The sequence below is a fragment of the Streptomyces cadmiisoli genome (genome assembly GCF_003261055.1).
Classification (GTDB): domain Bacteria; phylum Actinomycetota; class Actinomycetes; order Streptomycetales; family Streptomycetaceae; genus Streptomyces; species Streptomyces cadmiisoli.
The window spans coordinates 8,728,789-8,744,454 of the sequence record NZ_CP030073.1 but is presented as its reverse complement, the minus strand read 5'-3'; the positions used below and the strand labels follow the sequence as shown (position 1 = coordinate 8,744,454).

At 66.8% G+C, this 15,666-nt stretch carries 11 protein-coding genes and 1 pseudogene; 7 read left to right on the top strand and 5 right to left on the bottom strand.

The window, feature by feature from the left end; genetic code table 11:
- Positions 1-74 precede the first annotated feature (74 nt).
- Positions 75-446, top strand: a complete 372-nt coding sequence (locus DN051_RS45980) for a hypothetical protein (protein ID WP_199314800.1) — start codon at positions 75-77, stop codon at positions 444-446.
- Positions 443-805, top strand: coding sequence for a hypothetical protein (locus tag DN051_RS45975; RefSeq protein ID WP_199314798.1), 363 nt, complete (start codon positions 443-445; stop codon positions 803-805). Before DN051_RS45980 ends, DN051_RS45975 begins: the two co-directional genes overlap by 4 nt.
- 529 nt (positions 806-1,334) lie before the next feature.
- Here the strand turns inward: DN051_RS45975 and DN051_RS38425 are convergent.
- Both DN051_RS38425 and DN051_RS45325 read right to left on the bottom strand, forming a co-directional pair.
- Positions 1,335-2,168 (bottom strand): PIG-L family deacetylase, encoded by an 834-nt coding sequence (locus DN051_RS38425; protein WP_112441485.1) that lies wholly within the window; start codon positions 2,166-2,168, stop codon positions 1,335-1,337.
- Between the two features lie 629 nt (positions 2,169-2,797).
- Complete coding sequence (locus DN051_RS45325; protein WP_159054136.1) at positions 2,798-3,112, bottom strand: hypothetical protein; 315 nt, start codon at positions 3,110-3,112, stop codon at positions 2,798-2,800.
- Positions 3,113-3,280: 168 nt separating this feature from the next.
- Between DN051_RS45325 and DN051_RS46805 the strand changes: the two are divergent.
- Both DN051_RS46805 and DN051_RS38415 read left to right on the top strand, forming a co-directional pair.
- Positions 3,281-3,641: pseudogene (locus DN051_RS46805) on the top strand (IS256 family transposase); the annotation flags it as partial.
- Positions 3,638-4,108: a hypothetical protein gene (locus DN051_RS38415; RefSeq protein WP_112441483.1), complete on the top strand. Its 471-nt coding sequence runs from the start codon at positions 3,638-3,640 to the stop codon at positions 4,106-4,108. The pseudogene DN051_RS46805 and the gene DN051_RS38415, both read left to right, overlap by 4 nt.
- Before the next feature lie 334 nt (positions 4,109-4,442).
- Here DN051_RS38415 and DN051_RS38410 read toward each other — a convergent pair whose 3' ends face one another.
- Both DN051_RS38410 and DN051_RS38405 read right to left on the bottom strand, forming a co-directional pair.
- Positions 4,443-6,170, bottom strand: coding sequence for an acyl-CoA dehydrogenase family protein (locus DN051_RS38410; protein WP_112441481.1), 1,728 nt, complete (start codon positions 6,168-6,170; stop codon positions 4,443-4,445).
- A 179-nt stretch (positions 6,171-6,349) separates the two neighbouring features.
- Positions 6,350-7,162 carry an enoyl-CoA hydratase/isomerase family protein gene (locus tag DN051_RS38405; RefSeq protein ID WP_053760399.1) on the bottom strand — a complete coding sequence of 271 codons (813 nt, stop codon included), beginning with the start codon at positions 7,160-7,162 and terminating at the stop codon, positions 6,350-6,352.
- A gap of 1,149 nt (positions 7,163-8,311) precedes the next feature.
- Between DN051_RS38405 and DN051_RS38400 the strand changes: the two genes are divergently transcribed.
- Positions 8,312-11,917, top strand: a complete 3,606-nt coding sequence (locus DN051_RS38400; RefSeq protein ID WP_162625081.1) for a S8 family peptidase — start codon at positions 8,312-8,314, stop codon at positions 11,915-11,917.
- The gene (locus DN051_RS38395) at positions 11,914-12,546 is read left to right on the top strand and encodes a hypothetical protein (protein ID WP_162625080.1); all 633 of its coding nucleotides are present in this window, start codon (positions 11,914-11,916) and stop codon (positions 12,544-12,546) included. Before DN051_RS38400 ends, DN051_RS38395 begins: the two co-directional genes overlap by 4 nt.
- Positions 12,547-12,945: 399 nt before the next feature.
- On the opposite strand, the gene DN051_RS45970 is transcribed toward DN051_RS38395, so the two are convergent.
- Positions 12,946-13,101, bottom strand: a complete 156-nt coding sequence (locus DN051_RS45970; protein ID WP_199314794.1) for a hypothetical protein — start codon at positions 13,099-13,101, stop codon at positions 12,946-12,948.
- A gap of 668 nt (positions 13,102-13,769) precedes the next feature.
- Between DN051_RS45970 and DN051_RS38390 the strand changes: the two genes are divergently transcribed.
- The gene (locus DN051_RS38390; RefSeq protein ID WP_112441475.1) at positions 13,770-14,882 is read left to right on the top strand and encodes a glycoside hydrolase family 5 protein; all 1,113 of its coding nucleotides are present in this window, start codon (positions 13,770-13,772) and stop codon (positions 14,880-14,882) included.
- Positions 14,883-15,666: the final 784 nt, after the last annotated feature.

The following is a 15,666-nucleotide window of genomic DNA, read 5'->3' as shown; positions in this document are numbered from 1 at the left end:
CGGATCCCCGCGCCGCTGCCGCTGCGGGACCGGGGCGTGCCATCGCCGCCGAGGCCGTTCAGCGGGGCGCTCAGGTGACCGCGGTCGGCCGCACCTTCCGGGACAGCGCCTCCACAAGCCTGGAGTTCGTCTCCGCCGACCGGTCCTCGATGCGCGCGGCGGTCCGCGTAGGGCGGGAACTTCCGGTCGAGGAGTGCGACGTCCTGCCGCTGACCACAGGCGTCTTCGCCGGCAAGGTCCGCAAGGAGACCTCGGAAGGCATCGAGGGCGACATGGCCATCAGCTTTCTCAGCCGTCTGGCCATCATCCGTGAGGTCGCCAGGAAAATCGGCTCAGCGCGGCCCGACCGGTCCTCTCAGGCACGCGTGTTCGTCATGGGCTTGCCGGGATGGGGAGAGCTGGGCACGGTTTCAGACCTCAACTCCGAGCGCGATACAAGGTCATGAAGGCGCACGGCAACACTCTCGCCGGTAATGAGGCGCTCGTCATCGCGGGACAGGAACGCTATCCCGGGGCCGCCTACTTCGGTATGGCGCCCGGGATCATCAAGACCGGAATCCGCGCCGACCTGCTCGGTGGGAGCGCTGCGCACCGATTGACCGAGGCCGCCCTCGGTCATCTCGCGCAGTCGGCGGAGGCGTACGCCCGCCGCGTGCTGCCAGTGCTGTTCGCTTCCGGCCTCGAAGGGCGCAGCGGCGACCTGTTCGGCTATCGCGGCGTTCCCATCCGACCGTCCAAGGGCTTCGACCTCGAGTACGCACGGCTCTACCTGACCGAGTCCGAGGCTTCCTGGACCGTACCCTGAACACCGGCCATCCCCACGGCTGACGATCTCGCCCGATGTAGCGCCGTAGCCGACGATCGTCGCAGTTCAAACGGACGCTGCCTGCGACATCACACGTGGGTTCAAAGAAGCAGCCCCCTCCACCACGGCCACGAACGCCCCCAACGCCTGGAGCACGGCGCGGAACAAGAAGTCCTTGCCCCGGTCCACCCGCACCCGGGCGGGCACTCCTGCGTTCTGGGATGCGGATCCGCCGGGCCGTCCAGGACAGGACGGCCCGCTTTCACGTACCGGCTCAGGCACCGTGTCGCCCCTGCGGGCTGTTGCGTACCTTCCGAGTCAGCAGCCTGAAGGTCTCCCACCTGTGCGCTTGCCCGGTGGGTTGGGAACGAGCGCGATGCCGGGTCGGAAGTGCGGGTACGCGTCGACACCGCCCGCGAGGGTCTGGACGCGGGATGCCGGGACAGAACTCGCGTGGACAGGCCTTCGGGTGTGTGACCCCCTCGGTCGCGCCGTGCGGCCGATGCCCTTTCCCGGCCGGTCGGACGGATCAGCGCAGTCCGGCGAAGAGATCGTTTTCGGGTATTGCCGCGCCCGTGGCGTCCTGGACACGTACGAAGGTCTCCATGCCCATCAACTCGCCGAACCTCTCCTTGCCCATCTTGAGGAAGAAGATGTTCTCGCCCTGGCTGGCGTGCGCGGCCAACGCGTCGAACTTCTGACCGCTGAATGCGGTGGCGTCCACCCACGTGGTGACCTCGTCGTCGGGGAGGCCGATCTCGGCCATAGCGGCAGCCTCGGCAGGATCCGGCTCCGGCATGCCCTCATGAAACTCGCGCATGATCTCACCGAACCGCTGCACGATCGAGCGGGGCATCGTGGTCCAGTACACCTTCGGTGTCAGCGCGGTCATCTGCAGCGCCGCCATCGTGATGCGGTGGGCCTGGATGTGGTCGGGGTGGCCGTAGAAGCCGTTCTCGTCGTAAGTGACGATCACATCAGGTCGGTAGTGCCGCATGAGTTCCGCGAGTCGGGTCGCGCCTTCCTGCACGGGGGTCTGCCAGAAGGATCCAGGGGCGTCATTGCTCGGCCAGCCCGTCATCCCGGAGTCGGCGTAGTCCAGCATCTCCAGATCGCTGACCTTCAGGACGTCGCAGCTCGCCTCAAGCTCTTGTCGGCGCATCAAGGCGACCGCCGCCGGATCGTGTCCGGGATCGCCCGGCTTGACACCCCCCGGTCCGTCACCGCAACGGCCGTCGGTACACGTCACGAGAACCGTGCGAATGCCCTCCGCCGCGTACCGCGCGAGGATCCCCCCGGTGCCGGTGGCCTCGTCGTCGGGGTGGGCGTGTACGGCCATGAGCGTCAAGGGCCGGTCGGTCATGAAACTGTCCTCCTGCAGAAATACGTCTTGGTCCCAGTGTGCGGCGGGAGTCCCGCGATCTGGGGTCCGGATCCTGGTAGGGCGGGCGACCTTGTAGTTCCCGTGTTCTCCGCCCGTGCGGAACCGGTCCCTCGGTCGATACAACCGTGCCGGCCGGTCTGGCTGGACATCCACCACCAGCCGGACCCCACAGCGAGAACAACCTCACGGAGTCCTGCTACCGGGTTCGCGTGCAGCAAGTGTGATCGTCTGTAGCTGGGTCGCTCAACGTGATGCACCAGCAGCATAGTCAGCATTACGGCAGGGTGGAGGTGATTAGACGGAGCGACAAAGCGTGCGGCGTTGCGCGCCAGCGACCGGTGCTTGAGTGCGCCCTCGGAGATCTCGTGAGGGCGGCGGAAGGTCGTGAATCTGCGCCGTCCCTGGAACGGCCTTGCCGACGTCGAACTCGGCACCGCGAAACGGGTCGATCGGTTCGACAACCGGCGCGTCCACACGGCAATCGGAGACATGCCGCCTTACGAGCACGAGACCAACCACTACGCTCAACACCAGCCCCAATCGGCAGTTGGAGGCAATGCATTAAGCCTCCACCGGTCCCGGAGCGGTTCACTCCGGACTGGCACGAGTTACGCGGTCAGTTGCTGCTCGGGAAGCAGGCCCTCCCAGGGTTGCACCATCTGCTCGGCCGACGTCGGCGGGGGCGTGGGGTGAGGACTGCTGTCCTGTGGCGAGGGGTAGGCGGACAGCGCCACCGCGATCAGAGCAACGGGCACCAGCGAGCCGACGGCTACGCGTTGCCCGGCCTTGCGGTCGGGGCTCCACCACGTTGTGCGGGTGGATTCGTGAAAAGCAGTCGAGGTGGGTGGCCGCGTCCTTGCCCGGGCCGTGAGCGCACGGCGCAGCCGGAAAGCCGTGCGGGGACGCATCGGGTCGATTGACATCGCAGACCACCGTTAACCATTGGAGCGGAGCATCAAAGCTGACAGCGGCGCGCCCCCATATCAGTGCACGGGGGCCGCGTGTGTCGTGATCCAACCGTACCTGAAACTTGACGCGTCAATCAATCTGCGTTGTTGCCGACTCGACGACTTCGCATCCGAGGACCGCACGCCGAGCAGGCGATTAGGAACTTCGTCAAAATCTACGGCTCGAAGTTCCCCAGGGCCGTCCCGAAGATCACCGACGACCAGGACGAGCTGCTGGTCTCCACGGCTGCTCGGCCGAGCACTGGATCCGTCTGCGGACCACCAACCCCGTCGAGTCGGCCTTCGCCGCCGTCCTCCTGTGCAGAAGGTCACCGAGGACGCCGGTTCCCGCGCCGCCGGGCTCGCCATGGCGCTCAAGCTCATCGAGTCCGTCCAGGCCCGCTGGAGATCCGTCAATGGCTCACACCTGGTCCCTCTTGTCCGCGCTGGAGCCCGCCTCAAGGGCGGCCAGCTCGTCGAGCACCCCGAGAAACTGGCAGCATGACCGCGATGAACAGCAACCAGGACGTGCCCGAAGACGTGCTGAGGTTCACCGCCTACCTCCAGGCTCTCCGCCGGATCCCGGACGACGAGGAGCTCTCCCTCATCACGACGATCCTCGAGGACTCCGACGCCACGGCGCAGAGCGCGGTCCTGAGACACCTGGACCAACGAGCCGACACTCTGCTCCGGGGGGAGGGCTACGTGCCGTGGGCGCAGGCCATGACCCAAGTCGTCGCTCCCCGTCCCTTCCTGATCCAACGCCTGCACGAGTGGTCGCTGTTCAGGGCGGTCATCCTCTCGCAGCCCTGGTCCCTCGACGCACTGACCAGAGCATCCAACTGGCTTCAACTCAAGATCGCTGAAAGCCAGAGTGCCATCGAAGCCGTCGAGATCCTCGCCCAAGCGGGTCGCACCAAGCGGATCCGCAACACCGCCAGGACCACCCTCGTCCAAAGGAGCCGCGGCTGAAGCCGACCACGCTCATCCATAGGCCCTGACCACTTCTCTCGCGTCCGCCGGTCCTGACCTGTCTCGGGTCGGAAGGACCGACCCGATGCAGCCCGCGACGACGCCTCGTCGAGCTCGGGCGCGTGGCGCTGGCCCTGTCCTGGAGGACGTTGTCTCCGGCCCGGAGGACGTTGTCTCCGGCCCGGAGGGCTCCCCCGGGCCCAGCCGACGAGCCGGTCGGGTCGGAGCGCGCCCGGTGATCACTCGTTCTCAGTGGCCGCCCGCGGTGCTGCGGGACGCCAACGGCCCGCCGGCGAATCGGCGGGCCGTTGGCTCGGCTCAGGATGTCAGCCTGTCAGGGGCCCATCTCGTAGGCGTCGACGAGGGACTCGACGAGCTTCTCGACATGGGCGTCGCGGTCCTCGTTCCAGTGAGGACGCCGCACCGCTGCCATCGCCCAGGCCTGCTCGGACTCGTCGACCGACGGGTGGCCGTGGAACTCGACCAGTCGGCCCGAGAAGTCCTTCACCAGCAGGTTGAAAACGCTGTCGACCACGCGTGCGTCGGCGCCGAGGAGGGAGGCCTGCTCGAGGACGAGCTGGCCATAGACAACCAGGGTGAACAGCGGGCCGACGGCGAGGGCGAACTCGATGTCGCGGTCCATCTTCTTCGCCACCCCGTCGCCGGACACCAGGGCGAGGAGTTGTTCCGCCTGCTCCCGGAACTGCCGGACGTTCTCCAGGTGGGCAAAGCCGTCGAAGGCGGTGCGCCAGTCTGCGAACCGCACGTCCCCGAGGTTGCCCGCCCCCGCCTGCTGGAAGACGTAGCTGTCGTCGGACAGCGCTGTGGTCAGGTCGGGCACGGGGGCCACCGACGCGTCGCCGGTGAAGTAGCCCCGCATGAACTTGAGTACGAGGAGGGTGTTGACGTGGACCGTGCCTTCCAGCCGCGGCAGGCCGGGCAGGTCACGCGCGACCCAGTTGAAGTGGGTGTTCGCCTCGAAGCCCTTGGCAGCGATCACGTCCCACAGCAGGGACATCACGCGCTCCGCCTCGGTGGTCACGTGCACCTTGCTCAGCGCGGCGAACAGGATGTAACGCCGATCTTCGGCGCTCGCTGCTCGGATGTAGTGGGCCGCGCGACCGGTGAACAACTTCATTGCGACAAGCCGCAGGTAGGACTCGCTGAAGAGACGGCGGACATGCGGGAACGTGGTCACACGCCGACCGTAGAGCTCACGGTTGTGCGCGTGGTTGAGGGACTCGTACAGGGCGTGCTCGGTCGCGCCGAGGCCCGCTCCGGACAGGTTGAACTTGCCGATGTTCACGGAGTTCAGAGCCACGTCGAACGCCGCACGGCCGGTGTGCAGGATGTCCTCCGGCCGGACCACGTAGTTCTCGAGCGCGATCTCGCCGACGTACAGATGCTGGTTGGCCACGTTGCGGACGGCACGGTATCCGTCCTGGCGGCTGTCGGCGATGAAGCACATGTAGCCGTCCACGCCGTCGATGTCGGTGCGGCGACCGAACACCGTGACCAGTCCGGCAACGTTGCCATTACCGATGTAGTACTTCGCGCCGTTGGCGACGAACTGGCCGCCGGAGGCCGGCTCCAGGCGCATGTCTGTCGAGTAGATGTCCGCACCGTGCTCCTTCTCGGAGAGGGCGAACGCTGCGGAGTGGCCCTGCTTGAGCAGCTCGACCGCCCGCTTGCGGGCAGCGGTGTTGGAGCTGCCCCAGATCGGTAGGAGTCCGAGGATGGAAACGTGCCAGGTGTACCAGCCGTTGATGCCGTAGAAGCCGAGTAGTTCGTTGAGCGCCGAATTGCGGGCCGTGTCCCAGCGCTGCTCACCGGCGCTGTCCTCCGCGGGTATCAGGCAGGACGAGTACAGACCTGCCTCACCCGCGAAGTTCAGGAAGTCACGGTGCCAGTCGGCATAGTCGTCGACGAGCTGCTTCTTGCCGCGGCCTTCGTACCAGTCGATGAAGGCGCGCATGAGCTGCCGGGTCTCCTCATCGAAAGGAGCTCCGTCAAACTTCTGGGGGTTGAGCAAGAAGGTGTCGACAGACACGTTGTCATACATGGCGGTTCACTTTCTGGGGGTTGCGCTACGTCCTCACACACATCGCTGGCCCATGTGCGGCAAGGTGTGAGGGAGGCCGTGGATCAGCGAGCGGGATCACATCGTAGTCATGTTCGTTCAGGTGCCGTGATCGTTTGAGGACCGAGGGTCCGGAACATTCACGGAACAAATCCGGATCGTCAGCGTTGCTGCGTCAGTTCGTGCCTGGTCATCGCCGAGGCCAGCAGGTCCGCGTCGAAATGGGCGCCGTCGGCGAGACGAGGTGCGGCGGCATAGCCGTTCAGCATCAGCTTCGCAGTCCGGAGCGCGGCCGAGGGACGGCGTGCGAGCGGCTCGGTCCACCGTGCCACGGCCTCGTCCAACTCACGCCCCGGGACGACCTTGTGCAGGATCGACAGCTCATGTGCGGTCGCGGCGTCGAATCTGTCACCCGCCAGGATCAGCTCGCGTACTCTGGCGGCTCCCACCTCGTTGATCAGGCGGGGCAGAGCGCCACCCCAGGCCGGCGGGGTCCCGAACTCGACCTCCGGGAGCCAGAATCGGCACTCGTCCGTCCCGACCCGCAGATCGCAGAAGACGGCGAGTGCAAGCCCCGCTCCGATGACCGAGCCATGAAGCCTGGCGATGGTCACCAACTCGGTCGAGGCGAGGGCGTCACATACGCGACGCCCCTTGACCGCGACGGTGCGGAGCGATGTCCCAGAAGGGTCCTCGGCGAGCAGCGAGATCAACTCGCCCCTGTCCGCACCCACGCAGAAGTTACCTCCCGCGCCGGAGAGGACGAGCACGCGGATTGCGGGGTCGTCATCCGCCGCGTTCAGCACAGCGAGTAGTTCGTCGAGCATCAGCTCCGAGAGCAGGTTCCCATTCTCCGGACTGTTCAACTGTATGGAGCGAACGGGACCGTTGTCGGTCACGAGGAGGGACTTCAGATCACGTGCCACGTGCACATACCTCAGTGTTCGGGGAGTGGTTGCCAAGGCTGTAGACATGTTTGCCGGTGTCCATCGCGGCTGGCCAGCGGGGTGATGGGGACGACTGCGGGCCGGAGGCCAAACATCTATCATGACGTGGAGTGACGTGTCATCAGAGCGATGCCGCTGCCGCTTCGGTCACGGTAGACCACGAAGCCTTGACATCGCGTCGGGTGTCTCCTCGAAGGCAGTAGCCGACCACGTCGCCCCCAACGAGTACCGCTCGCCCTCCGGCGCCTTCAGCAGCGCGAACAGAGCGCCCGGCAAGGCCTGGAAGTCGAGAACCGCAGGTCACTCCAGAAGCGGCGGCATCCGGTCGCGGGCAAGCCGCCGACACCACCCATTTCCAGGGCCCGCTGGCCCGATCCCCGTGCCGGACTCACACGACGTGACCGGCGCAATGTGTTAGCCGTACCCACGGCAACGTGCAACGTCATTGCATCGAGCGGCGTGGGCCGGCGCGACGCAAACCTGCGCCGCTCAATCCCACATCCGTCCGATCACGCCAGGCCCCAGGAACTACTTGCTCACTCATTGCCCTGGTGCGGCGCGACATCACTTCGGCGCTCGATCGCAGGGCCGTGTCGATGATGAAGGGCCTCCGTGAGCGACGAAAGAACTGCCCCGCCTCGCCCGGAGACGAAACAAATGCAGGGTGAGCGGCGGGAATTTAATCCCCCATCTGACCAATCGAGCTGGGACCGGGCTCGACTGCACACTCCTCACCATGCTGTCCCCGCAACCGCCGGAGCCCGAGCCGGCGAGTGACTCAGTCATCGCGTCGCTCCACGTACCTGACGAACAGGTTCCAACGGAGCGGCCGGCTGACCCGGTAGACGCCCCGCCCACGCGGAGCTCGGGCGATACCGACGCTGTCCACGAGTACGAACCGCTCTGACGTGAGGCTCACGGCTCATCCCTGATCGCTAGTGCCGTCGTCCCGCCCCGGCCGACCACGTGCTTGCGCAAGGCGGGCAGCCTTCGTGGCGCCCGGCGCGGGAGTCGCCCTTCGGCGTGCATGCACGCAAGGCACCCCCAGAGACCCTGATCGACGAGATCCTTACAGGAGACCGATAGATGAGGCATAAACCGACAATGAAGCGTCTCGGGAGACGCTTGGGCGCGCTGACCATTGGTCTGACCGTCTTCGGGACCGTTGTGTCACCCATGGCGACACACGCTGCCGAGCGTGCCGACAAGGCGCCGCTGGCCGATACCGCACGCACGAAGCACGTGCGGGTGACCGCCGACGACAATCTGAAGCGGATCGTCGCCGCAGCCGGCGGAAGCGTCACCGTGACGCTGATCACCGGTGACAAGGTGCAGGTCGGCATCAATGCCGACGGCGAGCCGGTCGCCCGCGACATCAAGATCGCGGCGCGGGCCGATGGGTCCTCCGTCGTGTTTCAGACCATCACGCGCGAAGGCACTGTGCACGTCGTCCCCAGCGATGCCCTCGCATTGCTGAATGACGGATCGCTCGACTGGGGGCTCTTCGACCTGGGTGAGCTACTGACGGTCGTTGCGGCGGCCAAGGCCGGCGGGGAGGGTGAGGTCGGCGAGGTGCCGGTGCTCGTCACGTACACCGGTGAGGCTGCGGCGCGCAAGGCACCGAAGATTGCCGGAGCGAGCGTCGACAGGGAGCTCCCGAGCATCAATGGCCGCGCGATGGAGATCGCCGACGGCGGCCGGTGGTGGCGGGAGGTCAGAGGCAAGACGGACGCCGACACCGGCCGGTCCGCCGGTTCTCTGCCCGGGGTCAAGAAGGTGTGGCTCGACGCTCTGGCCGAGATCGACCTCGAAGACTCCGTACCCCAGATCGGGGCAAAGGCAGCCTGGGACCGGGGCTACGACGGCGCTGGCGTGTCCGTGGCGGTGCTGGACACCGGCATCGACCCCAACCACCCGGACGTGTCCGGAAACCTCGTCGAACAGGTCGACTTCACCGCCAGTCCCACGGGTGCCCGGGACGGGCACGGACACGGCACCCATGTGGCGGCCACGGTCCTCGGCACCGGAGCTGCCTCCAAGGGGCTGCGCAAGGGCGTCGCGCCCGGCGCCAAGCTGCGCGTCGGCAAGGTACTCAGGGACGACGGCAAAGGTTTCACGTCGTCCATCATCGCGGGCATGGAGTGGGCCGCCCACTCGGGGGCCAAGGTCGTCAACATGAGCCTCGGTGGCCAACCCACCGACGGGGCCGATCCGCTGAGTCAGTCGCTCAACGAGCTCAGCCGCACCACCGGGACCCTGTTCGTGGTCGCTGCGGGTAACAGCGGACCCCAGAGCGAGACGGTCGGCGCACCCGGAGCCGCCGACGAGGCACTGACCGTGGCGGCGGTCGACAAGACGGACAAGATGGCCTCCTTCTCCAGCCGCGGACCCCGGGTCGGGGACGGCGGGGCCAAGCCGGACATCGCCGCTCCCGGTGTCGCCATCGTCGCAGCACGTGCCGCCGGTACGGAGATGGGCACCGTGGTGGACGAGCACTACACCAGCGCCAACGGGACATCGATGGCCACGCCGCACGTGGCGGGTGCCGCGGCCCTCATCGCACAACAGCGCCCGGAGATGACCGGCGACGAGATCAAGAGCGTGCTGATGAGCACGGCCACGGACCTGGCACACGAAGTGTCCGCCCAGGGAGTCGGCCGGGTGGACCTTGCCGCCGCGCTCGACCCGACGATCACCACGAGCGGGAATCTGGACTTCGGCCGCCAGGATTACCCGTCGAACGCACCGATCACCAAGAAGATCACTTACACCAACCGCACCGACGAAGCGATCACGTTGAAGCTCGCCGCGTCGGTCTCCCGCGGAGAGAAGCCTGCTCCGGCCGGTCTGGTCACGCTGGGCACCGATGAGGTGGTCGTACCCGCCAACGGGTCGGCCGACGTGCCGGTGACACTTGACGGCAGCGTGCTCGGCGCGGACGGGCTCTACGGCACCTACAACGGGCGGGTGACCGCCCGGGACACCACAGGCACGGTGCGGACCACTTCGCTCGTCAGCGCCTACCTCGAGCCCGAGATGTTCCCGCTGACCGTGAACGTCATCCGCCCGCCGGGCGTCACCGACTTCCGGTACAACTGGACCAACTTCCTGCCGCTCGACGAGAAGGAACTGCAGGGCGGGCCGGTCGGCCCGATCGACAATCCAGTTGTCCCGATCACCAGGCGATTCGTCCCCGGCACCTACTCGGTCGGTGCCATGGTCGGCTGGCTGGACGCGGCCGGCAAATGGAACAACGCCCTGCCGGTCGCGCCGGAGGTCAAGCTCACCAAGGCGACCACGGTGACGTTCGACCTGCGCAATCTCAAGCCGCTGGAAGTGCAGGCTCCGGAGCCCACCGAGAACTACGAGAGGCGATACGTCGTCAATCGAACCTCCACGACGGGGGCGTGGGGAATGAAGACCATGCTCTCCAACGACTACTCCTCGGGGAAGTGGTGGTCACTGCCGACCGCCAAGGTGCGCATGGGCACCCTCACCCACGACCTGCACAGCGTGCAGACGACTCCCGTCGTCACCATGCAGGCTGTAGGTGGCGGTGCCCCCTTCCGCCTGGATGCGCGCTACCACGCCCCGGACGTCTCGACCGGGACCGGACTGCGAACGTGGCAGGACAACGGTGAGACCGTCCAGGGCCAGGTCAGGTTCTCGGTTCCACGACTGCCGACCGAGGGACGCATACCGGTGGTGTACGCAGGCACCGGGACCACCGCAGAGTTCGGCAAAGTCAACGCCCGAGGCAAGCTCGCGCTGTTGACGCCGACCGACATCTGCACGGATCTCTACATGTGCGATTTCCCGAAGCTCAGGGACGAGCGGGTGGCGGCCGCTCATGCCGCCGGCGCCGTCGGCGTGATGGTCGCCGCACCTGGCCTCGGCTCGCTGGGCTCTGTGTTCGGACAGTTCGTCACCTGCGAGGACAAGCTGGAGAGCTGCCCCCCGGTCGAGCCGTATGCGGCGCTTCCGATCGTGAGAGTGCCCCAGGGCGAGGCGGACCGTCTGATCAAGCGCATCGACGCCGCCCCGTCGAAGGTTGAGATCCGCCTCGGCGGCAGCACCACGCCGACGGTCTACGCCTCCAGGCACATCACCAAGGGCCAGATCCCGTCGAACCTTCCCTACCGGCTCGAGAAGGAGCAGCTCGACCGGGTCGACCACCACCTCCACGGCGAACGGCGCCTCGAAGTCGCCGACCTGACGTGGCAGCAGCACTCCAAGGACGCTCCCACCGCGGAGACCCTGCATCTGCCGCGCACCCCCATGCAGCAGACCCTCACCACCTACGTGAAGCGGCAGGACGACGCCATCCACCGGTTCGACATGGTCTGGGCCGAACACGCCCGACCCTCCGTCCTGGTTCGGGAAGGCAGCGAGAGACAAGACGTGATCTTCGGCGGCAGGACCGAAGTCCTCTGGAACCAGGGACCGACCGTGCCGGGGGCCGTCACGCAGCTGCGGACGAAGTCCGGCTTCACGCTCGCGACCGAAACCCCGTGCGTGGGCTGCCGTCAGGGCAACACCTTCCACCCGACCTTCGCCATGAGCAGCAGCAGCGGCGGTCCCCAGGCTCCGGTGGGCTTCGTCCTCGGAATAGCGTTCCCCGAGCTCCTCAACGGGGCTCCGGCCTGCATGCCGCCTGCCTGCAGTTTCAGATTGCTCAACCAGTCCGGCGACGAGGTCACACCGCGTGCGGACTGGGGCGAGCCCGCCCTTCGGGGCCACCGCGACACCGCGGCGGATCCTGGTCTCGGGAGTCGGCGATGACGGACCAGACACCTAAGGAGCTCAACGCGATGAACACGAGCGTGCTGTCGCCGCGACGCCGCACGGGAACCCTCGCGGCGTTCGCAACCGCCACCGTGTTCGTTCTCTCCGGCTGCGGGGTCAACGCCTACGACCTGCCGTCCGAATCGGCCCGGTACACCTTCGAGGCCGAGACCAACGGGGTCAGAACCGTGTGGGAGTACGCCTCCGCCGAGGTGACCAAGGCGGACACCCCTGCGCACCAGCCCTGCATAGGCGACTTGTTCGACAACAATCAGGCTGCCTGCCGACCCGAGCCGCTGATCTTCCTGAAGTACGACCTCAATCTCGCACTGGACAACACCGCCGAAGCCGGCGACACCCACGAGATCACGGTCACCGGCTACTACCAGGAACGCCTCTCCGCCCTCCCCAGGGTGACCACACTGAAGGCCGAGACCAGCTTCGACGGCGGCAAGACCTGGCGCCCTACGACCACCAAGGCCGAAGGGAAGAACACCTTCACCACGAAGATCAAGCACCCGAAGCGGGACCAGGCCCCCAAGGGCGTCGCACTACGGATCAACGCGACCGACAGCGAAGGCAACACCGTGAAGCAGACCATGCCCACGGCGTACAAGCTTCGCTGACAACACCGCGGCAACACTCAACCGACCGGAAGATCACCGGCCGGGACCGATACTCAGCTGTCGGCCCGCCCACATACTGATCGCTCAGCAAGGCGGGGCGGCGTACACCGACACTGCGTCGGGCTACGCCGCCCTCGTCCGTTTCCTGGGCCACCGGCCGATTACGTACAGGCTGCTGAGGTCCGGCCGCGCGGCAGTCGTGCCGGTTCGGATCAGCGACAGACGAAGGGGCCGGTCCAGAAGAGCGAACCGCTTCGCCCGGAGGCCCGGACCGTCCTGTGTGTCATCTTCTGCGGTCCAGCGCCAGGAAGGGTGAGCGCCGCTGACAGGCCAGACCGTGGCTGCCGCCTGCTGCCTGCAGTGACTGTTTTCGAACCGGAGCACGGTGATGCCCGAGGTCTACTGTCCGTGATCAGGACGGCTGCCGGTCACGTGCTCCGGCGGGACATCCTCAGGCGGTGTCGGTGACGGTGGGAACAGGAGGTTTTCGAAGACATCCAGCGCCAACATCATGAGCAGCAGCATTACCGGCACGAGCAGAGCGAGCACGACCACGATGCCTCCTGACGAACGAAGGTCCGGCAGCAGTCCAGGTTCAGTGTGGGCCGACTGGGTGAACGCCGCGCGTTCGGCCCGAGAATGCGTAGGCCATTCGAGTGACGTTTCCTGTGTGTATGCGTTCTTGAACGCTCGCGGCGACCTGGTTCAGACGTTCCATACGACTCTGGTCGGGGCGGCCCTGCGGATGAGGCAGCGGGTCATCAGTTTGATCCAAGCCCAGGTGACCAGGACTGGGGCAAGATCGCGAAGATACTCGGTTCTGTCTGCACGGGGCCGGCTGAGGAGGCCGGACCAAGCGGTTCGCCGAACTCGCCGACGCGTGGGGCCGAAGACATGCGGCGATCGTGAAGCGCGCATGAGGTACGTGGACGGTGCGAGCGGCCGTGCCGCCGACGGCCGCGGCCACACCGCGCACCAGCGGACCCGGGGTCTTCTGCCTGAGGTGACCTGACATCCGCCAGGCCCGCGGGCCCGGAGCTTGAACAGCGTCCGCGCCCGTTGCGTTGCGCGGGCCCGGGCGGCCTCCACACCGCCCGCGTTCCTGTGAATGACCCGGGGGCGCCGGTCTCGACGGCACCCTTGCCGGACTTGCGGAAGACCTGCTTCCCTACCGTTAGGAAAGTTTCCTATCGGTTATCCGGCTGAACGGAGTTCAGGTCACCATGAGGATCAAGCTGTTAGGCCCGGCCGCACTGGCGGCCGCACTCGGCGGCGCCCTGCTGCTGAACACGTCCGTCCTGCCCACCACCGCCGCCCGCGCGGAAACGAACCGCGCCGCGGAGACGGCCGCCCCGCCGACGTCCGACGCCGACCCCGCCGCACGACGCGTCGCGGCCACACCCGTCGGAGCCAACGGGCAGCTCGCGGTCTGCGGCACGAAGCTCTGCAACAGCCGGGGCAACCCCATCCAGTTGCGGGGCATGAGCACGCACGGCACTCAGTGGTACCCGCACTGTCTGACCAGCGGCTCGCTCAACGCCCTGGCACAGGACTGGAAGGCCGACGTCCTGCGGGTCTCGACCTACGTCCAGGAGGGCGGGTACGAGACGAACCCGCAGCACTTCACGAACCTCGCCAACTCACTCATCCAGCAGGCGACCGACCGCGGCATGTACGTGATCGTCGACTGGCACATGCTCACCCCCGGCGACCCGCACAGCAACCTCAGCAAAGCCCGGCAGTTCTTCACTGACATCGCCAACCGCAACAAGGACAAGAACAACATCCTCTACGAGATCGCCAACGAGCCCAGCGGCGTGAGCTGGTCCCGGATCAAGAGCTACGCGGAGCAGATCATCCCGACCATCCGGGGCATCGACACCAACGCGCCCGTCCTGGTCGGAACCCGCGCCTGGTCCTCGTTCGGGGTCTCCGAGGGCGCCAACGAGTCCGAAGTGGTGAACAACCCGGTCCAGGCGTCCAACATCATGTACACCTTCCACTTCTACGCGGACTCCCACCGCGACGAGTACCTCGCGACCCTCTCACGCGCCGCCGACAAACTCCCCGTGTTCGTCACCGAGTTCGGCACCCAGAACTACGCCGGCGAGGGGAACAACGACTTTGCCATGTCGCAGCGCTACCTCGACCTCATGGCGAGCAAGAAGATCAGCTGGACGAACTGGAACTTCTCCGACGACCACCGCACCGGCGCCGTCTTCAAGACCGGGACCTGCAACAACCCCGGTTCCTGGACCGGCACGGCACCGCTGAAGCCCGCCGGCGTCTGGATCCGCGAACGCATCATGAGCCCCGACGCGTTCCCGGTCGGCTGACCGCCACCCGCACGTCGCCCCGGCAGGACCGGCCGACGCGCGAACGGGACGGACGGCGCCCGCTGGGACCAGGGCGCGGGCGGCGGGTGGACCGACCCGCCGCCCGCGCCGTAGCGTTCCGCCCCAGCCGGCTCTGGAGGGGATCAACTCGATGGACGTCCAAACAGGACTGGTGGCACGCTCCACTGCGTGACCGTCCTTCGAACCCTGGCCCAGTTCGGCTCGACCGCAGCCATATACCCGCTGCGCTGCGGCGCGATTCTCAATGAGATCGCCGCGACGCGCGGGCGACCATGGGACATCGGGCGGGTGAGCAAGAGGCGGCGCTGGCCCCATTTGTTCTCCTACGGAGACGCTGAGTTCTGTGTCTGTCGCTGCCGCCGCATCACGTCGATCAGCCTGCAGACCTGGCGAGACACCATCGAGCTACCTGTCCCGGGAACAACGGCACTCGCCACGTTCGCGGGCCCTTGACCCAGACTCAAGTGACGGCTGAACTCAACGCAATCGGTTGCCGCTTCAGTCCCGTCACACTTCACCAACCGCCCGGACAGCTCGCTGTGCAGGTCGAGATGACAGGTGTCGACTTCATCTTCCGGACGGAGTCCGTCCCCGAGCCCCTCCTGGTGAGTGCCGGGCACTCGATCGGCGCCCACGAATGCTCACCCCCGCCAATCAACGCTCCAGATGACGGCTTCGGCGCGTGATCGAACGCGACCCGCCCGATCGACTGGTGAAGCGCAACATCCCCGGAGCGTGACAACAAGACACACGTCGTCCAGCC